The 25,534-nt window shown below is 60.9% G+C and carries 16 protein-coding genes; 11 read left to right on the top strand and 5 right to left on the bottom strand.

Translation table 11 applies throughout. From position 1 onward, the window contains the following. The first annotated feature begins 14 nt into the window (after nt 1-14). Nucleotides 15-3,032, top strand: a complete 3,018-nt coding sequence (locus CFU_RS00255) for an FAD-binding and (Fe-S)-binding domain-containing protein (protein WP_014004043.1) — start codon at nt 15-17, stop codon at nt 3,030-3,032. Nucleotides 3,033-3,872: 840 nt separating this feature from the next. Here the strand turns inward: CFU_RS00255 and CFU_RS23570 are convergent. Together CFU_RS23570 and CFU_RS00265 are read right to left on the bottom strand one after the other, a co-directional pair. Then, nucleotides 3,873-4,049: a hypothetical protein gene (locus tag CFU_RS23570; protein ID WP_238531368.1), complete on the bottom strand. Its 177-nt coding sequence runs from the start codon at nt 4,047-4,049 to the stop codon at nt 3,873-3,875. Nucleotides 4,050-4,435: 386 nt separating this feature from the next. Further along, nucleotides 4,436-5,008: an HNH endonuclease gene (locus CFU_RS00265; protein WP_041740999.1), complete on the bottom strand. Its 573-nt coding sequence runs from the start codon at nt 5,006-5,008 to the stop codon at nt 4,436-4,438. Nucleotides 5,009-5,272: 264 nt separating this feature from the next. On the opposite strand from CFU_RS00265, the gene CFU_RS00270 reads away from it, so the two are divergent. The 3 genes from CFU_RS00270 to CFU_RS00280 all read left to right on the top strand — a co-directional run bounded on the left by CFU_RS00270 (nt 5,273) and on the right by CFU_RS00280 (nt 10,442). Continuing rightward, nucleotides 5,273-8,095, top strand: a complete 2,823-nt coding sequence (locus CFU_RS00270; protein WP_238531369.1) for a DUF2339 domain-containing protein — start codon at nt 5,273-5,275, stop codon at nt 8,093-8,095. 2 nt (nt 8,096-8,097) lie between these two features. Continuing rightward, a complete protein-coding gene (locus tag CFU_RS00275; RefSeq protein ID WP_014004047.1) occupies nt 8,098-9,489 on the top strand; it encodes a DUF3999 domain-containing protein in 1,392 nt (463 codons plus the stop codon). Between the two features lie 173 nt (nt 9,490-9,662). Further along, on the top strand, nt 9,663-10,442 hold the full coding sequence (locus tag CFU_RS00280) for a M48 family metalloprotease (RefSeq protein WP_014004048.1): 780 nt from the start codon (nt 9,663-9,665) through the stop codon (nt 10,440-10,442). Between the two features lie 38 nt (nt 10,443-10,480). Here the strand turns inward: CFU_RS00280 and CFU_RS00285 are convergent, their stop codons facing one another. Both CFU_RS00285 and CFU_RS00290 read right to left on the bottom strand, forming a co-directional pair. Next, the gene (locus tag CFU_RS00285) at nt 10,481-11,341 is read right to left on the bottom strand and encodes a CPBP family intramembrane glutamic endopeptidase (RefSeq protein ID WP_014004049.1); all 861 of its coding nucleotides are present in this window, start codon (nt 11,339-11,341) and stop codon (nt 10,481-10,483) included. 55 nt (nt 11,342-11,396) lie between these two features. Continuing rightward, nucleotides 11,397-12,293 (bottom strand): hypothetical protein, encoded by an 897-nt coding sequence (locus CFU_RS00290; protein WP_041741001.1) that lies wholly within the window; start codon nt 12,291-12,293, stop codon nt 11,397-11,399. A 162-nt stretch (nt 12,294-12,455) separates the two neighbouring features. On the opposite strand from CFU_RS00290, the gene CFU_RS00295 reads away from it, so the two are divergent. The 4 genes from CFU_RS00295 (at nt 12,456) to CFU_RS00310 (ending at nt 19,311) form a co-directional block, all read left to right on the top strand. Further along, nucleotides 12,456-13,295 (top strand): M15 family metallopeptidase, encoded by an 840-nt coding sequence (locus CFU_RS00295; protein ID WP_014004051.1) that lies wholly within the window; start codon nt 12,456-12,458, stop codon nt 13,293-13,295. A 314-nt stretch (nt 13,296-13,609) separates the two neighbouring features. Next, a complete protein-coding gene (gene tssM, locus CFU_RS00300) occupies nt 13,610-17,542 on the top strand; it encodes a type VI secretion system membrane subunit TssM (protein ID WP_014004052.1) in 3,933 nt (1,310 codons plus the stop codon). Next, a complete protein-coding gene (tagF, locus tag CFU_RS00305; protein WP_014004053.1) occupies nt 17,539-18,525 on the top strand; it encodes a type VI secretion system-associated protein TagF in 987 nt (328 codons plus the stop codon). Before tssM ends, tagF begins: the two co-directional genes overlap by 4 nt. A gap of 3 nt (nt 18,526-18,528) precedes the next feature. Next, the gene (locus tag CFU_RS00310; RefSeq protein ID WP_014004054.1) at nt 18,529-19,311 is read left to right on the top strand and encodes an OmpA family protein; all 783 of its coding nucleotides are present in this window, start codon (nt 18,529-18,531) and stop codon (nt 19,309-19,311) included. Nucleotides 19,312-19,318: 7 nt separating this feature from the next. On the opposite strand, the gene tssA is transcribed toward CFU_RS00310, so the two are convergent. Then, nucleotides 19,319-20,404 carry a type VI secretion system protein TssA gene (gene tssA, locus CFU_RS00315; RefSeq protein ID WP_050808426.1) on the bottom strand — a complete coding sequence of 362 codons (1,086 nt, stop codon included), beginning with the start codon at nt 20,402-20,404 and terminating at the stop codon, nt 19,319-19,321. Nucleotides 20,405-20,808: 404 nt separating this feature from the next. On the opposite strand from tssA, the gene CFU_RS00320 reads away from it, so the two are divergent. The 3 genes from CFU_RS00320 to CFU_RS00330 all read left to right on the top strand — a co-directional run bounded on the left by CFU_RS00320 (nt 20,809) and on the right by CFU_RS00330 (nt 25,530). Next, nucleotides 20,809-21,321, top strand: a complete 513-nt coding sequence (locus CFU_RS00320; protein WP_050808427.1) for a hypothetical protein — start codon at nt 20,809-20,811, stop codon at nt 21,319-21,321. Nucleotides 21,322-21,616: 295 nt separating this feature from the next. Beyond that, complete coding sequence (locus CFU_RS00325) at nt 21,617-23,860, top strand: type VI secretion system Vgr family protein (RefSeq protein WP_050808428.1); 2,244 nt, start codon at nt 21,617-21,619, stop codon at nt 23,858-23,860. Nucleotides 23,861-23,883: 23 nt separating this feature from the next. Then, complete coding sequence (locus tag CFU_RS00330; RefSeq protein WP_014004058.1) at nt 23,884-25,530, top strand: hypothetical protein; 1,647 nt, start codon at nt 23,884-23,886, stop codon at nt 25,528-25,530. The last annotated feature ends 4 nt before the right edge of the window (nt 25,531-25,534 follow it).

The raw sequence follows: 25,534 nt of genomic DNA on the forward strand, positions 1-25,534 counted from the left end.
GACAGGACTCCATCATGCTGGTCAAGCCCATCCACCTGGTTCCTCGCAGTCCGACGCTCACTACGCCGCTGGCCGCGCAATTGCGGCGCGAACTGAGGGGCGAAGTCTTGTTCGGCCGGGCCGACCGTGGCCGCTACGCCACCGACGCCTCGATCTACCAGATCATGCCGCTCGGCGTGGTAGTGCCGCGCGACCAGGACGACCTGCTGCTGGCGCTGGACATCGCCCGCAGCCACCACATCCCGGTGCTGGCGCGCGGCGCTGGCACCAGCCAGTGCGGCCAGACTGTGGGCGAGGCGCTGGTGCTCGACAACAGCAAATGGCTGAATCAGGTCATCGATTTCGATCCTGCTGCGCGCACCGTGACGGTGGAGCCCGGCATGGTGCTCGACCATCTTAACGCCTGGCTTAAGCCCCACGGGCTGTGGTTCCCGGTGGATGTCTCGACCGCGGCCCAGTGCACGATAGGCGGCATGGCAGGCAACAATTCCTGCGGCTCCAGGTCGATCGAATACGGCAACATGGTGCACAACGTGGCCGCCATCGACGCCGTCCTGGCGGACGGCACGCAAGGGCGCTTTGAACGACTGGACCGCATGGCGCAGAACGGACGGATCGGCGCCATCGTCGCCGGGCTGCAGCACATCGCCCAGCGCGAACGGGCCGAGATCGCGGAACGCGTGCCCAAGGTGTTGCGGCGGGTCGGCGGCTACAACATCGATCTCTTCGATTGCCAGAACCCGCGCGCCTACACCGACGACGGCGTCGCCAACCTGGCGCATATCCTGGTCGGTTCCGAAGGAACGCTGGCCTACAGCCGCCAGCTCACCCTGTCGCTGGCGCCGCTGCCGGCGCACAAGGTGCTGGGCGTGGTCAATTTCCCGACCTTCTACCAGGCCATGGACATGACGCAGCATATCGTCAAGCTCGGCCCGACCGCGGTCGAACTGGTCGACCGCACCATGATCGACCTCTCCATGAGCAATCCGGCATTCAAGCCGGTGATTGAAAAAGCCCTGGCAGGCCAGCCGCAAGCGATCTTGCTGGTGGAGTTTGCCGGGGACGATCACGCCGCGTTGCTGAACAAACTGGCCAGCCTGGATCAATTGATGGCCGACTTGGGCTTGCCCGGTTCAGTAGTGCAAATGAGCGGCGCGGCCGACCAGAAAGCATTGTGGGATGTGCGCAAGGCCGGCCTCAACATCATGATGAGCATGAAGGGCGACGGCAAGCCGGTGTCGTTCATCGAAGATTGCGCCGTGCCGCTGGAACACCTGGCCGAATACACCAGCCAGCTGACCGAAGTATTCCATCAATACGGCACCGAAGGCACCTGGTATGCACACGCCAGCGTCGGCACCCTGCACGTGCGGCCGATACTCGACATGCGCCGCGGCGGCGCCAAGGACATGCGCGAGATTGCCGAAGCGGCGTCGGTGCTGGTGCGCAAATACAAAGGTGCGTATTCGGGCGAACATGGCGACGGCCTGTGCCGCGGCGAATGGGTGGCCTGGCAATACGGCCCGAAAATCAATGCGGCCTTCACCGAAATCAAGGAACTGTTCGATCCGGAGAACCGTTTTAACCCGGACAAGATCGTGCGGCCGCCGAAAATGGACGATGCCAGCAATTTCCGCTTTGCGCCGGGTTACAGCGAGTTGCCGCATCGTCCTTTGCTGGACTGGTCGTCCTGGAACGTCAGGCGCAATCCCCTGACCGGCGCAGAAACCGCAGCCGGCAGCGGCGGCGACAAGACCGGCGGCCTGGCCAAACTGGTTGAGATGTGCAACAACAACGGCCATTGCCGCAAATTCGACGCCGGCACCATGTGCCCCAGCTATCGCATCACCAAAGATGAAAAGCACGTCACGCGCGGCCGCGCCAATACCCTGCGCCTGGCGCTTTCGGGCCAGCTCGGGAGCGAGGGCCTGGCCAGCGCCGAGGTCAAGGAAGTGCTTGACCTGTGCGTGTCGTGCAAAGGCTGCAAGCGCGATTGCCCGACTGGCGTCGACATGGCCAAAATCAAAATTGAAGCGCGCGCCGCATGGGCCGATAAGCATGGCCTCAGCCTGCGCGACAAGCTGGTCGGTTTCATGCCGAAATATGCGCCGTACGCCAGCGCCATCGGCGGCCTGATTGCCTGGGCAGACGGCATTCCGGTGCTGTCCGGCTGGTTGAAAAAGCAGCTAGGCCTGGCGCCGCAGCGATCTTTTCCGCGGTTCAAAAGCGCTTTCCTGAACCATGCAAGATCGGCTGCAGGGGGCGGACGCGAAGTATTGCTGTTCGTCGACACTTTCAATAATTACATGGAGCCGGAAAACGCCCGCGCCGCGCAAGCGGTGCTGGAAGCCGCCGGTTACCAGATGCACTTCAACACGGTGGCGGGCCAAAAACCTTTGTGCTGCGGCCGCACCTACCTGTCCGCCGGCCTGGTCGGACAGGCAAAAGCGGAAGCGCGCAGGACGCTGGATGCATTGATGCCTTTTGTTGAACGCGGAATCGCCATCGTCGGGCTGGAGCCCTCCTGCCTGCTGTCTTTGCGCGATGAGTTCCTCAACTACGGTTATGGCGAGGAAGCGCAGAAACTGGCGAAGTCGGCCTATCTTTTTGAAGAGTTCCTGGTCAAAGAAAAAAAGGAAGGCCGTTTCCATCTGGACTTGCAGCCGCTGCCAGGCAACAAAGTTCTGGTGCATGGACATTGCCATCAAAAAGCCTTCGACGCCTTTCGGCCGGTGCAAACGGTATTGCAGTGGATCCCGCAAATCGAGCTGGCCACGGTGGAATCCTCCTGCTGCGGCATGGCCGGCAGTTTCGGCTACGAGGCCGAACACTATGATGCTTCGGTCGCCATGGCTGAGCTGGCACTGTTACCGGCGGTGCGCGAGGCTGGCAAAGACAGTATCGTGGTTGCGGACGGCACCAGCTGCAGGCACCAGATCCGTGATGGGGCGGACATGGCTGCGCTGCATGTGGCGCGCGTGCTTGCCATGTCGTTAACCGGAAATGCGGCCGCAGGCGGTCCCGGCAAATAGCCGGAGCAAAAAAAAGACCCTTTCGGGTCTTTTTGAGGAGTATTCAACTGATATTTCTGAATTTCCCGTGAACTGAGCTGGCGCTTTCGTACCGCATACAGCGATGCGCAACCGTAATAATCCTGGCTGCTCCCCGTCGGCGCCATGCGGGCTTTATTTTCACGCATCACCCACGCCTTGCGGATAACATCCCAGCGCTTGTCGCAGACGGACTTTTTCGTGGCCACGCCGTCGATTTCCTGCAGGACAATGCGCGCCGGAGGCAGCTTATCCAGCGTCACCTCATACCAGACCTGATTGAGAAGATGCAATTGCACGCGATCTGAAACAATGCGGCGAATTTTGCTCTTTTCCTGTTCCAGCGCCAACTTCTGCCTGTTCCTGGCCGTGTAAAAATTTGTATAAAAGCGATTGCGCAGCAGGATTCCGGTCAGCGGATGGACAAACATTTCAGCGCGGGATTCCGCCAGTCCGACATAGTGTCCGGACCAGCTGTTTTGCCGAAGCACGACCCGGCCATCGCTGCCGTCCCCTTCCCAGCGTGTCTTGATCGCCACGAAATTATCCAGATGCTGCAGGATATGCTGTTTGACCGTGCTGCGTGCATCGATAGCAGCGCGGATTTCGCCGTAGACCTTATCCCACGGCCGGTTGATCTGTTTTTCCAGGAAGCGCTTCAATGGCGCCAGGTTTTCGTTGAGACCCTTGCGATCGTTGTAACCTTTCTTCATGCCGAGCAGGCCAGGCCTGTCTTCCCGATTGCGGAAAGAACGGCCATCGCCTTTGTACGCATTGCTGTGGACGCGGCGAGCCCGCTCTACTATCACCTTGAACATATCGTCACGCATCGTCGCCATCATTCATCTTTCGTCCTGAAAGCAACAGATTCAGGGTTTGTTTTTCGCTGCGCCGTGTCCGGCGCGCCGGATTGTGCGCCGCATGTGCTCCTGCTTTCCTTGCCCTGGCCGGGGCAACCAGCGGATTGCGCGGTTTCGGCAACTTGATCGTCATTTTCATATTCATCCTTTCACGCAGATGACCTGGCGCAGCGTGTGCGGCGCCATTTGTCATGCCAGTGCGTCTGCTGCGGGCCGGTCAATGCCTGGCCCGGAAAAGCAAAAACCCCGGCGAGTTTCCTCACCGGGGTTCTTGATTGGAACGACCGGCTCGGGTCGGCAATATCGCCGAAGACCCCGAGCAGTCATGCGCGGGGCTATTTATTTTTTGAATTGTTGATAGCCGTCCGTGGCATAGCCGTTCCTTTCCTGTAAAAAATGCGTTGGTCAAAATCCTGAGTTGCGATTCTGCGCTCGATGAAAACGCAGTGTCAAACGTTTCGTCGCTGCACAGCCGTGTTTTGTTGTTTTTTGCGCGAATCTTCGCGCCGAAGACGATGGCGCGGCTTAGTTCAAGTCGCGCATCCTGCTGTGCTTGGGCAGCCTGGCCGCCAGGTAATCATGCTGGTCCGCCAGCACATTCCTGCCGCTCAGGAGGTAGTGTTCGGCGCGGCATGGCACATAGGGCACATACAGCAGCGGGCGGAAGCTTTCCAGATGCTTGTTGCCCTTTTCCTGGTTGCAGTCCTTGCATGCGGTGACGCAGTTCATCCAGGTGTCCTTGCCGCCATGGGAACGCGCATGTATGTGATCGCGCGACAGTTCGTTGTGCGGGAAGCGGCCGCCGCAGTAGGCGCAAGTGTAGCGGTCGCGCCGGAACAGCAAGTCGTTGTGATGGCCCAGCGGCAGTTCCAGGTGCAGCATGCGCGCCATGATGGCGCTGCCGGCGATGGCGATGATGGGCTTGACGGAGATGCGCGACTGCACGCCGGCGCGGGAATAACCACCGCGGAAAACGATGTCGCCATCTCCCAATTCCCAAGCCACCTTCCCGCTCGCATAATAGAGCACAGCATCTTGCGGCGAGATCCAGTCGAACGGATTGCCTGCGATATCGAGAGTCAGAATATGGGAGATCATTTTCTTCACCTTTGCTGCTGATTATAACCAGCATCTTCAGGTTACGGAAACCCCTTCGCGCCGCCAAGCCGAACCAGGAAATCCTGGCGACTTGCATGCATCATCGGTCACGCTTCTGTCATTTACTTGAGCGTCCGCAAACCCGGTATTACGCGCTGCGCGATGCGAATCGTTGCATCGAGCAGGCACATAACAGACAATACCAGAGCTAATCACAACAAGCGAGCTAACACTATGATTATGTGGGGAATTTTGTGCGGAGCCGTGCTGGGTTGGTTATGGCCGAGCTCGGGATACGGTGACTTCAGCATCTTTTTGGGCGGCGGACTCGGTTTGCTGGCTGGATTGGGATTGCAGCATGCGATCCGTACCGAGATTCGCGCGGCCAATGAAAAATTGCGGCTGGAAATGTTGAAGCAGCGAACCGAGCCAAGCAGCCAGGCAACCGTTCCCGCTGCAAAGCCGGTCAGCAAGCCGGCGCCGACAAGCGATCCCGGCGCTGTTTCGGTTGCCGCAGCGCCGGCCGCAATCGCCGTCCAGCCCGCTGTTTCGAACATTCCCCCCAACCCGCAGCCGGCAACGCCGCCTGCACCTGCCCGCATCCTTCCACCGGCTGCACCGAACGCCGTGGAGCTGGCTTTCGCCGCGGCCAGGAACTGGCTCCTTGGCGGCAATACGATTGTGCGTATCGGCCTGGTGATCCTGTTCATCGGCCTGTCTTTCCTGTCCAGTTATGCGGCGGCTGCCGGCCTGTTTCCGGTGGAGTTGCGGCTGGCGGCGGTTGCTGTCGCCGGGATCGTGCTGCTGGCTGTCGGTTTCGCCAAGCGCCAGGCCAAGCCGGCTTTTGCGCTGGCCTTGCAGGGCGGCGGCGTGGCGGTGATCTACCTCACCGTGTTTGCCGCTTTCCGCCGCTTTGACTTGATTTCGCCGCTGCCTGCTTTCGGTCTGATGATCGTGGTGTGCGCCCTTAGCTGTGCGCTGGCGCTGCTGCAGAACTCGCGGGCGCTGGCGGTGGCGGCTTTTGCGGGCGGTTTTGCGGTGCCGCTGCTGCTCTCTACCGGAGGCGGCAGCAGTGTCGCCCTGTTCAGTTATTACACGGTGCTGAACCTGGCGATCCTGTTCATCGCCTATAAGCGTTCCTGGCGCGTGCTGAACATGGTGGGTTTTGTCGCCACCTTTGGCGTGGCTACGCTGTGGGGCGTGCTCAAGTACCAGCCGGCGCAATACATGAGTTCGCAGCTGTTCCTGATTGTATTCGTGCTGATTTATGTGGCGGCGGCGATCCTGTATGCGCGCAATACGCCGACCCGGCTTGGCAATACTGTCGACAGCACGCTGATGTTCGGCACGGCGTTGGTCGGTTTTGGCTTGCAGGCCGGCCTGGTCGACCAGTTCAAGTTCGGCAGCGCTTTTTCGGCATTGGGATTTGCCGCGCTGTATCTGGTGCTGGCGGCGCTATTGCTGCGCCGCGGGCGAGATAGTTATCGCCTGATGATTGAATCGATGATCGCCATCGGCCTCGGTTTTGTGACGCTGGCCGTGCCGCTTGCCCTCGACATGCGCTGGACCTCGGCGGTATGGGCGCTCGAAGGAGCCGGCGCGTTCTGGGTCGGCATGCGGCAGGCGCGCTGGATGCCGCGCGGGTTCGGGCTGCTGCTGCAAGTGGTGGCTGCCGGCGCTTTCCTGGCGGGGATCGATGACAATGTGTCGGCCTGGCCGCTGGCCAATCCGATGTTCATGGGCGCCATGTTTATCGCCTTGCCGGCATTTGCCATCGCCTGGTGGCTGCGTGGCGTGCTGCCGCATAGCGATTCGCGCTGGGCCAGGGAATTTGCCAAGGCCGAAGCGGTGCTGTCTCAGCCGGTGTACCTGTTCGGGTTCCTGTTCTGGTGCCTGGCGTGGATCCTGGAAATCTGCCGCGAACTGCCCGCCAGCGAAACCGGCATGGCAAGCGTGCCCGTATTCGGCGCCGGCACCCAGCAGTTGCTGGTAGTGCTGGCGCTGGTGGCGAGCGCATGGCTGTCGCTGCTGCTGGCGCGCCGTAGCAATTGGACGGTGGCCACCTGGCCCAGCCGGCTGACGCTGTTGCCGCTGGCGCTGGGGTTTATCGCGCAAGAGCTGTCGGGGGAGCGCGTCCTGTACACGCCGGCCTGGGCCATCTGGCTGCTGGCCCTTGGCTTGCATTACTGGATGCTCTACAAGAACGACACGCAAACCCAGAGCCATATCGCTGCCCTCAAACTGAATCGTGCCGTTCACGTCGGCAGCGTGTGGCTGCTTACGCTGTTGCTGGCCGACTGCCTGTGGTTCGGCATCAAGCGCGGCGATTTGTTGCACAGTTCGTGGGCCAGCGTGGTGCTGCTGGTCAGCGCGATCGCGGTGCTGCTGGGTTTGTCAGTGTGGGCCGGCCGGGCCAACCGTGTTTCGCTGCTGCCGGCATTCAAGTGGCCGCTTAATGCGCATGCTGTCGCTTACTACTGGTATGCGGCGCTGCCGCTGACGGTGCTGGTGTTTTTCGGCGCGCTTCTGATAGCGCTGCTGTCGTCGGGACATACGGCGCCGCTGCCCTATCTTCCCCTGCTCAATCCTACCGACCTGGCGCTGGCCCTGGCGCTCGGCGCGCTGGTATTCTGGCGCCGCGCAATCGTCGCCGCCCAGCCCTTGCCTGCCGGCGCTGCCTGGGTGCCACGCAAACAGACGCTGCTGGCGCTGGCCGTGCTGACGTTTGTCTTGCTCAATACCGTCTGGCTGCGTACCGTACATCACTTCTTCGGCGTGCGATGGGATAGTGCGGCGCTGTTCGACAGTTTTGTGGTGCAGACCGGCTACGCCATCTTGTGGACGCTGCTGGCGCTGGCCCTGATGCTGCTGGCGCACCGCCGCGTGCAGCGTGGATTGTGGCTGACCGGCGCCGCCTTGCTAGGCCTGGTGGTGGTCAAGCTGCTGCTGGTCGATTTGTCGAACGCGGGCGGCGCGGAACGCATCGTCACCTTTATCGCGGTGGGCGCGCTGATGCTGGTGGTCGGTTATTTTGCACCGTTGCCGCCGAAGACTGCGGCGGACGCCGCAACTGTGAAGGAAGCGTAGAGATGAGATATTTTCCGATGCGTGCTGTTATCTGCGCAGCCGCCATGGCGGTAACCGGCGCTGCCTGGCCGGCGTCCGACCCGAACAGCGCGCAGTCGTATGCACTGCACCTGCCGCTTGCCTTTGCCGCGGATGCGCCGCTGCAGCGCCTGATCCTGCCCGCGCAAGTGCTGGTGAACCTGCAAACCGGCGGCTTGGGCGATGTGCGGATCTTCAACGCCAAGGGCCAGCCCCTGGCCATGGCGTTGTCCGACAGCGCTAGCCTGCGGCAAACCGAAAAACGCAAGATCGAGCTGAGATCGTCGCCCATCATGGGCAGCGCCGATCTCAGCGACCTATCCGCTTCTTCGCTACGGATCGAAGAACAGCAGGGCAAGCGCATCGTGCAGATCGAGAGCAATCCGGCAGGCGCCGGCGCGCCGGCTAAAAAAGTGCTGGGGGCGCTGCTCGACACGCGCGCCGTCGACGATCCGGTGGTCGGCCTGGCGGTGGACGTCGATTTGCCCGATGCGCAGCCGATCACCTTTGATGTGCAGGCCAGCAAAGACTTGAAATACTGGCGTTCGCTGGCGCAAACCGTCTTCTATCGCGCCGAAGCCGGGAGCAGCGGCCTGGGCGCCGATCATATCGAGTTGCCCGCCGCCGATCTCAAGGATCAATATCTGCGCATCACCTGGACCGACGCCGCGGGGCGGACCGCGCCGGTGGTCATGCGCAGCGCCACATTGACCACTGCCCGTGGCGTCAGCAGCAGCGCGCGGGTCACGGCTGCACTGGCGCAGCCGGTGCTGGACAACCCCTATGCGCTGCGGTTTTCGCTGCCCTTCGCGACACCGGTGGCGGCGCTGAAAATCAAGCCGGCGGGCGACAATGTACTGCTGCCGGTGCGGGTGCTAGGCCGCCAGGATGCCGGCCAGCCATGGACCATGATGACCACGAGCGTGATCTACAAATTGCAGACAGGGGGCAAGCTGCAAACCAGCGCAGCGATCGAGTTGCCGCCGACCGCCTATCGCGAAATCAAGATCGAAGCCGACAAGAAAACCCAGGGTTTCTCCGCGCCGCCGGAAATCAGCCTGGAATTCGAACCGGTGCAGATCGTGGCGCTGGTCAACGGCCCCGCGCCGTTTACCCTGGCGGCAGGTCTTGCCAACGCTACGAGTCCTTATCTGCCGATGCAAAGCCTGATGCCGGATTACCGTCCGGCGCAAGAGAACAGCTTGCCGCTGGCGCAGGCAGACGGCGCAACAGCGCTGGTGCCGGCATCCGCCGGCCGCGACGGCATGCCGACGCGCAATATCATCCTGTGGGCAGTATTGCTGCTGGCGGCTGTGGCGCTGGGTGTCATGGCCTGGGTGCTGCTCAAGCAAAATGCCAGTCGGCCCCAACAGTGAACAAGCAGGTTTGTTGTTTTTGGGAAACGAATCACCAAAATTTATTGGTATTCTAGAAAGTAATTTATTGTATTATTGGACTGTTATTGGTGATTTTAGTAACTTTTTTCATCAATTAACTTTCCATTACTTTCGTTATTGACCAAAACAACAATTTCACAGAGGGGATTCAGATGAACTTGAAATTTAAGCTGTTGGCGTTAGCTGCGACCACGGCGTTGGCCGGTTGCGGATCGGCAGGCGGTGGCGGCGTCGCCGGCCTGAATATGGACGGCATGATGGCGGCAGGCAGCACTGCACTCAAGGCAGCCAACCTAAGCGATGCCGATGTCAAGACCATGTCGGATGAAGCGTGCGCCGCCAGCGACAAGCAAAACAAGATTGCCGCGCCGAAAAGCAAATACGACGTGCGCCTGACCAAGGTAGTACAAGGCTTTAGCCCCAGCCTCAACGGCGCACAGACCAACTACCGTGTTTACATGACCAAGGACGTCAACGCCTGGGCCATGTCGAACGGCTGCATCCGGGTGTATAGCGGCTTGATGGACATGATGAACGACAGCGAGTTGCGCGGCGTGATCGGGCACGAAATGGGGCACGTCGCATTAGGCCACACCAAAAAAGCCATGCAGACCGCGTATGCGGTGACGGCTGCGCGTACTGCCGCGGGCGCAACGGGCAATGCCGTGGTAACCAACCTGTCGTCGTCGCAGCTGGGCGAGCTGACCGAAAAAATCATCAACGCCCAATTCTCCCAGGTGCAGGAAAGCGCTGCCGACGACTATTCGTTTGACCAGCTGACCAAGATGAACATGGACCGCAAAGGGCTGGTGACAGCATTTCAGAAGCTGGCGAAACTGGACGGCGGCGCCGGCGCCAGCATGCTCAGCTCGCATCCGTCGTCGACCGATCGTGCCCAGCATATCCAGCAGCGGATCGATCAGAACAAGTGATCTGACACACATATCGCGCTCTGCCTGTGCCCGCCTGGTCAGTTGAGGTGGGGATAGGTAAAGCCGATGAAGTGAACCGCATTGACCGCGAAATGGACGATGATCGCGGCCTCGATGCGTTGCGTGACGTAATAAGCATAGGCATAAGCCAGGCCGGCGACCGTGGCCAGCAGCACATAAGTGCCGCCGCCGGCGATGTGCGCCGCGCCGAACAAGAGAGCCGAGCAGGCCACCGCCAGCAGCGGGCCGTAGCGAAAGCGCGCCAACGACAAGGCCAGGCGGTCTTGCAGCAAGCCGCGGAAAAAAGCTTCTTCCGCAACTACCGTAAAGAACAGGTTGGTGGACAAGAACAGCGCAGTAGCCTGGCTGATCTTGAAATCCGGCTTGACATAGCCGATGGCGGTCGCCAGGCTGAGTACGGCAACCGCTGCGATCAGCGCAATCGGCCAGGTCTGCCGCAACAGCTTGCGCCAGTCGGCCGCGGACTCGGCGCGGGCGCACAGGAACGCTAGCAGGACCAGGCCGGCGGCGCCTTTGTCGAAGTTTGCATATTGCGTGAAGGGTGCGGAGTCGGCGGACAGGCGCAGCTGCAAAAGCAGTATCGGATTGTTGAATCCCGGCAACTTATGCAAGGCCAGCGCCAAAGCCAGGATGGCGGCGGCGACGCCGAACAGCAAGCGCAGATTGCGCCGGGCCGTGGCGGCCAGGTAAGCGGCCAGGCAGAACAGCGCCAGTTCCAGCACCGCCAGGAGACTCAGGACAGCGCCCGCCAGGCCGCTGACAAGCGCGCAGGCGGCGATCGCCATCCACGGCAGCAGGACGATGCGATCAGTCAGTCGGAGGGGTTTCAGCCAGACCGCGGCAATCGCGGCGGCGAGTAAAACAAAGGTAATCAGCATCGGTCCTGGCGCTCCACCATGGCGAGTCCAGGAGCGATAACGCGCAGGACCGCGCCTAGCGGTTTACCTTGCATGCAGCGTCGGTATCCCAGCGTCCGGAACAAATGCGCCAACGGCACAATTCGCCTTCGATCATGCCCAGCTGCTTGCAGCGTTGCAGCAAGCCGCCAGTGCTGTCGCCGGCCTTGCGCTCGACGATGTCGGGTCCGTCAGAGGCATTTTGCGCAAGCGCCGGTTCTGCTGCTTTTTTCTTCGCCTGTTGTTTCGATTTGGCGGTTTCCTTGGCCTTGGGCGGCTGTTGTTCGGTCACGCTGTCGCCATGGGAAACCAGTGCGCTCAGGATGTTGACGTCGCTGTCGGCAGGCTGGACGCCGGCTTTCGGCGGCTTCGGAGCAACGGCTTTTTTCTCTTGCACATTGCGGTTCACCAGCGGTGCATTCACGCTCTTGGGAGCCGGCTTGGGTTTGGATGCCTTCGGTTCTTCCAGCGCTTTCTTCAACGCGGTCGAAGTGACCGGCACCCCAGCTTCCAGGGTTTCCGTCAGCTTGGCGCGGGGATCGGCCGATGCTTCATCGGCATGAGCGGCTGGATCGTTTTCGATCACTGCTGCTTGCGATTCTGTTTTTTCGGCAGGCGCGGGATCGTTTGCGGCAAGCGCCGGAGTGCTTGGCGGCAATTCCTTGGGTGCCGGCGCGCTGGCTGCGATGGCCGTTTCGGGCTGGACGCTGCGCTGGTTCCAGGCAAAATAGCCACCCGCGCCGATCGCCGCCAGCAAGACGACGACGAGCGCCGCGCGCAAGGCGCCGGATTTTTTTTGCACGCCGGCCTTAAAAGGCGATTCCTTGCCTTCCAGAGCGTTCAGGATGCTGCCGCTGCTATTTTCTGTCGCCGTCGAGCCCGATAACAAATTCGGTTTTACGGAGCCGCGCGCAGTTTCTTCAGATGGTTGCAAGACACAAATCTCCAAATGTCAGTTATTGGACAGTTATTGAGCACGGACCGACGTGACGCCAAGTTTGATAAGGTATACTCTCTGACAACTAAATATGTCAACTGGCAATATATTACCAAAAAATTATAATTTTTCTTTGGTAATATTCACGAGAAGGTTTTTGTGTTCGTCTTAGCCATCGCCCTTTACTTTCTGCTTGCATGTGGTGTCGCCGGACTGCTGCTGTTTCCGGCTGCCCGCGAGATTGTTTATTCGGCATTGATCAAGCGGCGGCAGCAGATGGGGGCGCAGGTCCAGAACTGGCGAGACCGCCGGTCCCAGACCACCAGATCCCTGTCGCAAAACCTGCAGGCATCGAGGCTCTCAAGCTGGCAGTTCATCAAGCAGCATCAGTGGATTCTACTCGCCGGAATGGCGGTTGTGCTGATACCGCCCTTGATTGCTTGGCTGTTGAGCGGTAAAACCATGCTTGGGAGTTACGATGATTCCGGGCAAGTAGTGAACCAGCAGATTGCCGCGTTGCTGGAAGGAGAGCAGCTGGTACCGCCGCCGCCGTTGCCGCCTGAGGTGTTTACTACGCAGGAAGTGGCGCAAGTGCGGCCGATGCTGGATACCGCCAGCCGTAACTGGCAAGCGCTGGATGCCGATTTCACCCAGCGCTTGCTGATGACTTTCAAGATCATGAAGGAGAAGTACGGTTACGACATGGTCATTATTGAAGGTTATCGTAGTCCGGAACGGCAGAATGCGCTGGCGCAAATGGGCGGCAGCGTGACCAACGCCAAGGCGTTCCAGAGCTACCACCAGTACGGCCTGGCAGCCGACTCTGCGTTCATGCGCAGCGGCAAGCTGGTGATTACGGAGAAAGATCCGTGGGCCATGCGCGGTTATCAGTTATACGGCGAAGTGGCGGAATCGGTGGGACTGACCTGGGGCGGCCGCTGGAAAATGATGGACCTCGGCCACGTGGAATTCCGCAAGCCGGGCGTAATGAAAAGATAAGTGAAAAGATAAGAAAAAACGTAAAACCGTTGTATCTGCGCAAAAGAATCGACAAAAAGAGGGATGGCATGGCGAGGCGATTGATAGTATCGGGCAATAAAATTTCACGTGACGGCATAGCCGTCCAGCGGGCGACACCCGTTTCTTGCAATGCAATCCAGGTCCTTTGCCCAGGTTGATACCGTCATGCAGCACAGTTTGCCCAGCGGCCAACACAGCCATTACATTGTTGTGAATAAGCAACAATCTCTGGCCGTCGGCGCGCGCCGTTCGCATCCCTTCCAAAAGAATCAATCATTTAATTACTGATACCTATGCAAAGAATTTGGCAATTCCTGACGAATACACGAACCCTGGCGGTGGTCGGTTTTGTGGCGCTGGCCTGCTTTCTCTTTCTCGCCGCGGACGCTTTGCAGATCGACGGCATCTGGGTGGTGGTTTTCCTGGTGGCGATCCTGCTGGTATGGGGCCTGGTGGTGCTGTACCGCAAACAGCGCACCAAGACGGCGTCGAAAGATTTCAGCTCGATGCTGGAAGGCCAGGCCGAAAAGGGCAGCGATAAACCTAGTGTTGTCGGCCGCGACGAAACCGAAACCATCCGCAAGCGGATGCTGGAAGCGATTTCCACCATCAAGAATTCCAAGCTCGGCGAAAAATCCGGTGCTACAGCTTTATATGAGCTGCCGTGGTACATGATCATCGGCAATCCGGCCGCCGGCAAAAGTACAGCAGTCGCCAATTCCGGCCTGCAGTTCCCGCTGGCCGACAAGAACAGTAATATCGTGCAGGGCGTAGGCGGCACCCGCAACTGCGACTGGTTCTTCACGACCGACGGCATCCTGCTCGATACCGCGGGACGCTATTCGGTGCATGAAGAGGACCGCGCAGAGTGGTTCAGTTTCCTCGGCCTGCTGAAAAAGCATCGCAGCCGGGCGCCGATCAACGGCATCATCATCGCCGTCAGCGTGGCGGAACTGGCCGGCAACCGGCCCGAGTTCGGCATCAACCTGGCCAAGAACCTGCGCCAGCGGGTGCAGGAACTGACTGAAAAGCTGGAAGTGTTTGCACCGGTCTACGTCATGTTTACCAAGGCCGACCTGATCACCGGCTTCACCGAATTCTTTGTCGACATGGACCGCGGCGAAAAAGACCGGGTCTGGGGCGCCACCTTGCCCTACAGCCGCAAGACCAGCAGCCAGGATGTGCTGGCGTATTTCGACGAACGCTTCGACGAGTTGTTCGAAGGCCTGAAAGAAATCAGCCTGGCCAACATGGCGCTGAGCCGGGGCGACCGTCTGCCGCCCGGCGTGCTGACTTTCCCGCTCGAATTCGCCGCGGTAAAGAGCTCCTTGCGTGCCTTCATCGCCACCCTGTTCGAAGAAAACCCGTTCCAGTTCAAGCCGGTATTCCGCGGTTTCTATTTCACCAGCGCCTTGCAGGAAGGCAGCGGCCTCAGCACGTCGTCGGAACGGATCGCCGAGCGCTTCGATCTCAAGCTGCAACCGCTGGAGCGTCCGGAAATCCATTCCAAGCACGGCTTCTTCCTGCTCAACCTGTTCCGCAAGGTCATCTTTGCCGACAAGGACCTGGTCTCGCAATACGCCAGCCGCCACAAGACCCGCTTGCGCTACACCATGTTTTTCGCCGCCACTGCCTTCGTCGGGCTGGCCCTGGCGGGCTGGAGCTGGTCCTATATCGGCAACCGCCAGCTGACCGCCAACGTCCAGGCAGACCTGGACAAGGCCATCAAGCTGCAGGAAAAACGGCTGGACCTGCAATCGCGTTTCGAAGCAATGGAGATCCTGCAAGACCGTATCGAGCAATTGCAAAAATACGACAACCACCGGCCCCTGTCGGTCGGTTTCGGCCTGTACCAGGGCGAACTGCTGGAGCAGAAGCTGCGGGAAGAATATTTCGCCGGCGTCAAGGACATCATGCTCAAGCCGGTGACCGCGAATATCGAATCCTTCCTGTCTGAAATGAATGCCCATGCCGGTTCGCTGGAGCCGATGTCGCGTCCGGTGCAGCTGGTGGCCGGCGCGGCGCAGCCGGCGGCTGGCGCTGCGGCTGCAGCAAGCACGGCGGCAGCGCAGGCAGCCAATGCCGGCAGCACCCAGCAATACAAGGATTCTTCGCCGACCAATGTGGAAGACGGCTACAACGCCCTGAAGACCTACCTGATGCTGAGCGACCGCTCGCGCGCCGAGTCTAGCCATCTGAACGACCAGCTGACCCGCTTCTGGCGCGGCTGGCTGGAAAGCAACCGCGGCAACATGACGCGCGAACAGATGATTCGCAGCGCCGAACGCCTGATGAGTTTTTACCTGTCGCAAGTCAGCGATCCGTCCTGGCCTACGATTGAAAGCAAGCTGACCCTGGTCGACCAGTCGCGCGACAACCTGCGCCGCGTGGTGCGCGGCATGGCAGCGCGCGACCGGGTGTATGCGGATATCAAGGCGCGCGCCTCGACCCGCTTCCCGTCGATCACGGTGGCCAGCATCGTCGGCGACCAGGACAAGGAACTGATTGTCGGCAGCTACGCGATTCCGGGCACCTTCACCCGCGACGCCTGGGAGAAATTCGTCCAGGGCGCGTTCAAGGAAGCCGCCAACAAGGAACTGCAAAGCGCCGACTGGGTGCTCAAGACCGCCTCCAGCGACGACCTGACACTGGAGGGCAGCCCGGAGCAGATCCAGAAAGCCCTGGTTACCCAATACAAGACTGAGTACGCCAAGGAATGGCAGAAGTTCATGCAGGGCGCCAATATCGCCGACCTCGGCGGCTTCGACAACGCGGTCAAGGCGATGAACCGTTTCGGCGATCCTTCCACTTCGCCGATCAACAAGTTCGTCACCGCGGTTTACCAGCAGACCTCATGGGACAATCCGTCGCTGCTGAACACCGGCCTGGGGCGCGCGCAAAGCGGCTTCATCGCCTGGTTCAAGCAAACCATCCTGCGCCAGGCGCCGTCCGGGGTGAACGTCAACGTCAACCTGAATACCAGTACCGACCCTACAGCCGCGCCGATGGGCCCGGTCGGCAAGGAGTTCGCGGGCGTCGCACGCATGGTGACGGCCAAGGACAAGGACGCCACGCTGATGCGCGGCTACATGGAAAGCTTGTCGAAACTGCGCACCCGCTTCAACCAGATCAAGAACCAGGGCGATACCGGCCCCGGCGCCAACCAGCTGATGCAGCAGACCTTGAACGGCAGCGGTTCGGAACTGGCCGACGCTCTCAAGTATGTGGATGAGCAGATGCTGGTCGGCATGAGCGATTCGCAGAAACAGGCGATCCGTCCGATCCTGGTGCGGCCGCTGATCCAGGCTTTCGCCGTCACCATCAAGCCGACCGAGGCGGAGATGAACCGCACCTGGCTGGCGCAGGTGTATTCGCCGTTCGAGAAAACCCTGGCGGAAAAATATCCGTTTGCCGCCAATTCGAAAATCGAAGCGACCAGCGCCGAAATCGGCCAGACTTTCGGTCCGGACGGTAGCATTGCCAAGTTCGTCAATTCTTCCATGGGTCCGCTGGTGGTGCGCCGCGGCGACACTCTGGCCGCCAAGACCTGGGCTGACATGGGCATCACGCTGTCGCCAACCATGGTGTCGAGTTTCGCACGCTGGGTAGCGCCGCTGGGCGCCAGCAGCGCGGCAGCCGGCGGCAGCGCCGGCGGAGCGGATGCGCAAACCGTATTCCAGATACAGGCGCTGCCGGCCGGCGGCACCACTGAATACACGATCGAGATCGATGGCCAGCAACTGCGTTACCGCAACACCCAGGCGCAATGGACCAACTTCGTGTGGCCTAACCCGCAAGGCGTGGCCGGCGCCCGCATCACGGCCGTCACCTTCGACGGCCGGACGGTTGAAATCGCCAACCAGCCTGGCCGTTTCGGCCTGGAGCGCCTGATCAACACGGCGGTGCGCAAGCGCAAGGACGGTAATTTCGAACTGAGCTGGACCAACGAAAACATCACGGTGCCGATCAACCTGAAGATCATCAGCAGCCCGCAGGTCAGCGCCAAGTCGCCTGACGGCGGCGCCCAGCAAGGCCAGGGTTTCCGCGGCATGAGACTGCCGGAAACCATCGTCGGCACAGCGGCCAGCCCGGTCAGCAACCCTGCTGCGCCAGCGGCCGGAGCAGCACCGGCCCCGGCTGTCAGCGCGGCGGGTACAGCGCCGGCCGGAGCAACGGCTGCCGCAGCACCGGCTGCCGCAGCAACTGCAGGAGGGGCCGTACAATGAGCGTAGGAGAAAAATTGGCTAATATCGGTTATTTCGGCAAGATCCCCAGCCGCGGCGATTTCATCAAGGCCACCGACAACATGCCGTTGGTGTCCATCCTCGACGAATGGCTGGCGCAAGCGATGGACTTGCTGTCGGCCGAACCGCGCTGGAAAATCGCTTACGATGCCGTCAGTCCGCTGCATTTCGCCTTCATCGGCCCGCGCAGCAAACGCGCCATCGCCGGCCACCTGATCGCCAGCAACGACCAGGCTAACCGCCGTTTTCCTTTCCTCGCGGTCAGCACCATGGAAATCGACGAGCCGCAGGAATTCACCGCAAAGAGCCCGATGGCGTTCTCGCGCCTGTGGAACCGGCTGGAAAGCCAGGCTTCCGAAGTGGTGGCCGCCACCGATCCGGCGATCTCGCTGCAGAACCTGACCGCCACCGGCATTCCTTTGCAGCTGGGCAGCGGCGCTTATCACGCGGCTTTCACCGATTTCATGGAAATTCAGACCGTAGGCGGCCTGGAGAACATGCTGCACAGCGCCGGCTTCAAGGGGTCCTTGCGGCACCTGGTCCTGGCGCTGGGCATTTTGCTGCAGCCGGTGATGGCGAGTTCGTCGTCGCGTCTGGAAAAGAGTCTGGTGATGCCTTTGCCGGACGACCCCATGTACCGCAACCTGGTGGCTTCCTACTGGCTGCACCTGATCACGCCTTTCCTGTTGCGCGGCAATTTCGAACTGGCCACCTTCGTGACCAAGATCAACGACCGGCCATCCATGGTGATCGGCTTCAGCGGCGCTTCGCCGCGCACCCTGCAAGCCATCATGGATCCGCAGGTCGCGCTGGAGCACCATATTTCTTTCGAGGACGCCAGCTGGGTCGAAGAACAGGTCAAGTCGGATTACAGCATCACGAAGATCGCCAGCTACCTGGCGCAACCCACCCTATCTTTAAAATCGGCTCATGATTCGTTTCGTGACGCATTTATTGGAGCCTGACGCATGCGTTATCTGAGCATTGCCCTGACATCGTTATTGGTGTCGAACCTGGCGCTGGCACAAAATGTCGCGCCGCCCGTGGCTACCCCGAAACCGGGCCAGATCCTGGTCAGCGGCACGGTGCCGGACGAGGCCAGCAAGCAGAGCGCGCTGAGCAAGCTGCAGGAACTGTATGGCGCCGACCGCGTAGTCGACCAGATCTCGGTCGGTTCGGTGGTGTCGCCGGCCAACTGGAACGGTTATGTGCAGAAGCTGATCAGTCCGAGCCTGAAGCAGGTCAGCCGCGGCCAGCTGAAGATCGACGGCAATACCGTCACCATCAACGGCGAGGTCAGCAATGAAGCGCAGCGCCAGCAGATCGCCAGCGAAATCGCCGGCAACCTGAATCCGACTTACACCGTCAAGAACGGCTTGCGGGTTTCTGCCTCGGAGCAGAACGTCCTGGACCAGACCTTGGCCAACCGCACCATCGAATTCGAAAGCGGGCAAGCCACGCTGACGCCGTCGGGCATGCGCATCCTTGACGAAATGTCGGCTGCGCTGCTGAAGGTGAAAGACAAGAAAGTGGAAATCATCGGCCATACCGACAACCAGGGCTTGCGGGCGCGTAACGTCTCGCTGAGCAAGGCGCGCGCTGATGCGGTGAAGGATTACCTGGCGCAGAAGGGCATCAATCCGGACAGCGTCGTGACTTCAGGCCAGGGCCCGGACCGGCCGATCATGACCAACGATACCGCCGACGGCCGCTCGCGCAACCGTCGTATCGAGTTCCGGGTCTCGCAGTAAACAGCTTCTAGTTTTCGTCGTTCTGCTGGTTGCCGTGCAGTCCGAGCAGTTCTTCCACGTGCGCCAGCGAGCCGGGATCCTTGATGACCGTGCGCAGCCAGTGATGCAGCGGCAGGTCGCCCCAGCTGGCGGCCTTGTCCGCCAGGTAGGCGACCGGGCTGTGGGGCTCGGTGCGGCGGAAAAAATCGGCCACATGGCGCAGTTGCGCCAGGGCCTGGGCGCGGTTCTGTATCGGACCGTTCAGCGTGGCCTGTGCTTGCTCCACCTTGCTTACCTCCTGCTGCACCGTGGGTGCGGTTTGTGTTTCGTTGCTGGCTTTCGGCGCGCTGCCTGTATTGACCCCGGCTTCCTGGGCGAAGCGGGTAATGACCGCAATCACATTTTCCAGGGTGTCCTTGGCTGCTGAAAAAGCCGGGCCATCGTCACCCACGCGGAAATCGATCGACTTTTCCAGCTGCAGCAGCGCTTGCTGGCACAAGCTGGCATCGGCCAATAATTTTTCATAAAACTTCGGCGACGATTTGCGTTTTGCCGCTTCGATGTCGGCCAGCTTGACGCCTTCGCTGTTGACGCTCTCGCCGTTGGCCCTGTCGCGTTCTTCACTGGCTGCTCGGATGCGCGCCGATTCGAAATCGACGGTGGAAAAAGCGGTGCCGCGGCCTTCCGTGATCGGGATTTCGCGGATCAGGTGCACCGAGCGCGACAACAGCCAGCTCAGATTGCCGACCCGCAATTCCTGGTCGTCGTCATCCGGCACCGGATGCAAGCTTTCCCAATACCTGTCGCTCAAGCCGGCCAGCAGCAGGTAACCGTCGGCCAGGCCGCCGAAATGGCGCACCTTGGCGTTGGCTTCCGCCAGCCAGACCGCCAGCCGCAGATCCTTGCTCTGGGTTTCGATCAGCCGCGCGCAATTGTCGACGACGAAACCCCAGTCCGCCTCCTTGAGCTCGGTGACCCATTCGCCTTGATCGAGCGACGGATCGTCAAAGCGCCGGGCGTTGGCAATCGCATCCAGGTCGCTTGAGAAAGACAGGTCGGCGCCGCACGGTGCGGCGTCGCTGACAGGATTGAGTAATTGATCGACAGAAAACATAAATGACAAATCCAAATAAAAGTGATTCAAGCCGGCAAGCGGCGACGCTCTTGCGAGATATTCATCAGAATTTCCTTGGCACAATCATACCCTAGCGTTTCAAAAAAGGAATCTAAGTTGCGCCCGTAATGTGGCGCAAACCCGGCATCGGCGATGCTGGACGGATATGTCGAAATGTCAAAGGAGATGTTTCCGTAGTAACATGTGTCCTGAGTGCATCCCCAAAAAAGCGTCGATATCCGGTATTTTCGCCAGTTGATGTCTGGCGCGGCGATTGTTATATTTGCAATGACTGCGTTGTGCCTGTCTGTGTCTGCCCAGGTCTTAATATTTTCAGGAAAGTGAGTAAAGCTATGAAGCTTTGGAAAACCAAGTTGGTTTGCAGTGTCGCTTTAACATGTTTGATGGTTCCATTCGCTGCGTCGGCTGCTCCCGCCGCCGCGCCAGTTGCTGCAGATGCGGCACAGAAAAGCGCGGCCGACCAGGAAATCCAGGTGCTCAAGGACGTGGCGCAAGCCCGTCCGACCGAAAAAACGCCATGGGTGCGCATGACGCAGATCAAATACGACGCCGGCAGCTACGGCGATGCGGTGGCCTATGCATTGCAGGTATTGCAACGCGATCCGGCCGACAAGTACGCCAAAGGCGTGGTGGCGTTGGGCAGCCTCAAGCTGTCGATCAAGGCCCTGAACGACTTGAGCGCGCAAAGCGACTTGAACGGCGGCGTGCTCAGCGATGCCCAGAACCAGACAAAGCTGCTGCGCGAGAGCCTGGGCGAAACCGTGGTCGATCCGGCCGCGGTGGCCGACACCAAGCCTAAGGTGAGCCGTCCGCTGAAGAAAAAGGCGACGCGCGCTGCCAAGACCGCTACGCCGGATGCCAGCAGCGAGGGCAAGCCTTTCGGAGCGTTGCAATAAACCGGCAAGTGTTAAATATTGCTTTTAAAGTAATTTAAGTACTACCGCGGTCCGGCTCAGCACGCCGGCCGCCACCTCGCCGCCGCTGTCACTCGCTGGTAACGCCAGCGCTGTAAATTATTGAGACATGGCGTTGCGACGGCCTCAAATACCGATATAATTTCAGATCGGCAATACTTCTGCCGCATATTCGTTCCATCTGTTGTCACGGGCAAAGTCGACGTCCTCACCCAGGACCGTGGCTTAAATAGCTGCTCTATGCAAAGCCATTCCTTTTGCAAAACGGAGAATGCCAATGTATCCAAACCCTTCTGCAATGCTGGCCCGGGTAGGCCGCTTCAACCAGGACCGGCGCCTGGTCCGGATCAAGACCCCGTTGGATGCCGACCTGCTGCTGGTGCATCGGATGTACGGCAGCGAAGCATTGTCCAAGCCGTTCCAGCTGACGCTGGAATTGCTGTCGCCGTACGACCAGCTTGAACTCAAGCAGCTGGTCGGACAGCCGGTGCTGCTGACCATGCAGACCGCCGGCGACGAGCGCCATTTCCATGGTTTCGTGCAGGAATTCAGCCGCACCGGCAGCGACGGCGGCCTGGCCACTTACCAGGCGCAGCTGGCGCCATGGTTTTCCTTCCTCGACTACGCCAGCAACTGCCGCGTGTTCCAGGACCAGTCGGTGCTCGATATCGCGCAGGAAGTGTTCAGCAAGTACGGCCAGCTGGCCGACTATCGCTTCGACCTGGTTGCCGGCCGCTATCCAAAACTGCCGTACTGCGTGCAGTACAACGAATCCGATTTCACTTTCGTTTCGCGCCTGCTGGAAGATGCCGGGATCTACTACAGCTTCGAGCACAGCGAGAGCGGCCACAAGCTGGTGCTGGCCGACGACTCCACCCAATGCAAGCCGCTGGAAGGCGACGCCACCGTGCGTTTCCAGCCCAACCAGGAATTGCAGGCCAGCGACGTGCTGGACGACTGGCGGCCGCGGCGCCGGGTCGGGCCCTCGGTGCACAGCATCAAGAGTTTCGATTTCAAGCAGCCGCGCAATCCCCTCGCGGTCGAACTGAAGAATGATGCGCCGCGCGGCACCCTGCCGCAGTTCGAACACTATGCTTACGATGGTGCGGCCAGTTACGGCAACAGCTCGGTCGGCGAACAGCTGACCGCGGTGCGGGCCGAGGAAGCCGGCTGGCAGACCAAGGTGTTTGAGGGAGCCGGCACTACCCGGGTGCTGGCGATCGGCCGTTATTTCGACCTCAGCGGCCATTTCGAGCACGAGGACGACGACCAGACCGAACATCGCTTCACGGCGCTGCAGGTCAAGCACGATGCCCGCAACAATTTCTCCAGCGATTTCAGCGAAGCCCAGGATTGCATGTACCGGGTCGAGGTCAGCGCCTTGCGCCGCAAGATTCCCTACCGGCCCTTGCGCGAGACCGCCAAGCCGCGTATGCCGGGGCCGCAGACGGCGACCGTGGTGGGACCGAAAGGCGAGGAGATCTGGCACGACAAATACGGCCGCGTGAAATTGCAGTTCCACTGGGACCGTCTGGGCCAGTTCAATGACCAGAGCTCTTGCTGGGTGCGGGTCGCCAGCCCTTGGGCCGGCAGCGGCATGGGCGGGGTTTCGGCGCCGCGCGTCGGGCAGGAAGTGGTGGTTGATTTCCTCGACGGCAATCCGGACCGGCCTATCATCACCGGCCGCGTCTACAACGCCGACAACATGCCGCCGTTCGGCCAGGAAGTCAGCGGCATGCGCTCCAAGACGGTGCGCGGCGGCGGCTTCAACGAAGTCACCATGCACGACACCGGCGGCAGCGAGCTGCTCAACATGCATGCCCAGCGCGACATGGCGGTGACGGTGCTGAACGACCATAACAGCACCGTCAAGAACAACAAGGCGACCAAGGTGGCCGTCAACCACAGCCTGAATGTCGGCGCCAACCAGGATATTTCGGTGGGTGGCAACCGCGGCGCAACGGTCACCGGCAACGATACCCGCACCGTCACCGGCACCTCCACCGCCACCGTTACCGGCGCGGTGACGCAAACCTACCAGGCAGGCCAGAAACGCACCATCACTGCCGCCGGTTATAACGAAAACATCACCGGCGACTACGGCAGCACCCTGGTCGGCAACTATAGCGGCAGCACCAGCGGCAACTGGAAGCGCGCCATCACCGGCACCGCCACCCGCACCATCACCGGTGCGGTCAGCGACACCATGCATGCCGGCCGCGAAGTGACGGTGACCGGCACCGACAAGCGTACCGTGACCGGCGCGGTGGAAGACGGCAATACCGGCGCGCGCCTGTTGTCCGTGACCGGCAACATGCAGCACGAAGTGTCCGGCACTCATAGCGTGTATTCCGGCTCCGACCAGACAATTACCTCGGGCAGCAAGGTTGATCTTATTGTCGGCGGCGCCGGCATCAGTATCGTAGGCAGCGAAATCGTCATCACCGCAGGCGGCTCGACCATCAAGATCAACGGCAGCGGCGTGTCGATCAACGGCAGCAAGATCAACCTGAACAGCTGAGACCTTATTGAAAGGACGCGAACATGGCGAAGAATCCTGTCGAAAAGCGCGTCGAGACCCTGCGCGACCTGTGGCTGGAGCACACCGAGGAGCCTCAGGTGCGGCTGCTGGTATGGCGCATTCCCGATAATGCCGACCGCATGCTGCAAGCTTTTTTCGAGATGCAGCAGCATCCCGGCGACTGGACCACGCCGGACCTGTTCTTGCGCTTCGATGCGCCGTTCGATACCGGCTTCGGCTACAGCCGAGCATTGCGCCAGGCCCTGGCCGACAGCTATGTCGACAGCAAGGACAGCCTGCGCGAGCAAGGGGTAACGGCAGACTGGCCGTTTTCCCGGCTGCCGCTTCACGATTCGGCTTCCGGCGTCATGGCCATGCTGTCTTCGTTTGCGCAGCATCACAAGGCGCAGCTGCCGCACTTGCGTTATGTGAATGCGGTGCTGGCGCCGAACGGCGTGACCAGCCAGGATGGCTGGGAAGCGTGGCTGGATGCGGCGCTGCGCAGCCCGGGCCTGGCGCCGGACGGCGCAGGGGTGCGCTTGACATTGGTCGATACCTTGTCCGACAAGCGCTGGCAGACGCTGGCGCAGCGCCATGGCGCCAGCGTGCGCATAGTCGAAGCGCCGATCGACATGTTCGATATCGCTCGCGAAACGGTGGCGCAGTCGGGGGGCTCCGGTCCGACGGTAGCCTATCGCCAGCTGCTCACCGATGTCATCACCCTGGTCGAAAAAGGCAGCGCTGCGCAAACCGCGGCGCGCGCCGAAAAAGCCATGCAGATCGCGCAGCGCGAGCGGTGGCCGGACCAGCAGGTAGTGCTGCAGATGGCGGTCGCGGGCGCTTACGTAAAAGAAAAGAACTACGTCGACGCCATCAAGCGCTATCGCGACGCCCGTGAATGCGCCACCACGGCGGAACAGGACAAGCATCCGATGGCCGCCGACCTGATCATGCAAACCTGGTTTGGCGAAGCCGGCGTATGGCTGGTGGCGAAGCAGCCGGAAAAAGCGGCGCAAGCCTATCGCAGCGCCGCCGAGCAGGCACAGCGCGTGCCCAATCCCATGTTCGAAATCGAAGGTTTCCGCATGGCCGCCTGCAGTTATGCGCAAGCGCGGCAGGAAAAACTCGCGCGCGAACACGGCGCCCTGGCTCTGCGTGCTGCAAAAGCAATCGCTCCGGCCGAGCGCCCGCTCACCACCATGTCGCTGGCTTTGCAGGATTTGCTGCGGCTGCAGGATCCGGGCCGCACCGAAAAACTGGAGCGCAGCGCGGCCGATTACCAGGCTGCCATCGCCGCCGCCCACCTGCATGCCGAGCAACAGGCCGGCAAGCTGGGCGAGAAGCCGGCGCCGGCCGACCTGGAAAAGATAGAAACCGCCATGCACGCGCGTTTCGAAAGCAGCTTCCAGCGCCAGCGCCAGGAACGCGAACACCTGATCGCCGGCGGCGACGAATTCTTCCGTAAAGTGGTGGCGCTGGCGCGCGAACTGCTCAATCCGCTCTGGAACGGCCTGCCGGAGGTCAAGCATCCGCTCGACAAGGATGTCCCGGAATGGAGCGAGCCGCCGCAGTTCACCAATTTGCCCGACCCGGCCGGCGTGATCGACGCTGCCTCGGCCAATTCAAACGCAGCCGCCAAAGCGCCGATAGGCGCCGCCGCGACCGCCTGAAAAG

Origin of the sequence: Collimonas fungivorans Ter331, assembly GCF_000221045.1 — a bacterium.
Taxonomy (GTDB): Bacteria; Pseudomonadota; Gammaproteobacteria; order Burkholderiales; family Burkholderiaceae_D; genus Collimonas; species Collimonas fungivorans_A.

Excerpts from the sequence above, each read along its gene's own strand:
- CFU_RS00255 (WP_014004043.1), top strand. The coding sequence starts at position 15 with ATGCTGGTCAAGCCCATCCACCTGGTTCCTCGCAGTCCGACGCTCACT.
- CFU_RS23570 (WP_238531368.1), bottom strand. The coding sequence starts at position 4,049 with ATGAAAATGACGATCAAGTTGCCGAAACCGCGCAATCCGCTGGTTGCC.
- CFU_RS00265 (WP_041740999.1), bottom strand. The coding sequence starts at position 5,008 with ATGATCTCCCATATTCTGACTCTCGATATCGCAGGCAATCCGTTCGAC.
- CFU_RS00275 (WP_014004047.1), top strand. The coding sequence starts at position 8,098 with ATGAGATATTTTCCGATGCGTGCTGTTATCTGCGCAGCCGCCATGGCG.
- CFU_RS00280 (WP_014004048.1), top strand. The coding sequence starts at position 9,663 with ATGAACTTGAAATTTAAGCTGTTGGCGTTAGCTGCGACCACGGCGTTG.
- CFU_RS00285 (WP_014004049.1), bottom strand. The coding sequence starts at position 11,341 with ATGCTGATTACCTTTGTTTTACTCGCCGCCGCGATTGCCGCGGTCTGG.
- tssM (WP_014004052.1), top strand. The coding sequence starts at position 13,610 with ATGCAAAGAATTTGGCAATTCCTGACGAATACACGAACCCTGGCGGTG.
- tagF (WP_014004053.1), top strand. The coding sequence starts at position 17,539 with ATGAGCGTAGGAGAAAAATTGGCTAATATCGGTTATTTCGGCAAGATC.
- CFU_RS00310 (WP_014004054.1), top strand. The coding sequence starts at position 18,529 with ATGCGTTATCTGAGCATTGCCCTGACATCGTTATTGGTGTCGAACCTG.
- tssA (WP_050808426.1), bottom strand. The coding sequence starts at position 20,404 with ATGTTTTCTGTCGATCAATTACTCAATCCTGTCAGCGACGCCGCACCG.
- CFU_RS00320 (WP_050808427.1), top strand. The coding sequence starts at position 20,809 with ATGGTTCCATTCGCTGCGTCGGCTGCTCCCGCCGCCGCGCCAGTTGCT.
- CFU_RS00325 (WP_050808428.1), top strand. The coding sequence starts at position 21,617 with ATGTATCCAAACCCTTCTGCAATGCTGGCCCGGGTAGGCCGCTTCAAC.
- CFU_RS00330 (WP_014004058.1), top strand. The coding sequence starts at position 23,884 with ATGGCGAAGAATCCTGTCGAAAAGCGCGTCGAGACCCTGCGCGACCTG.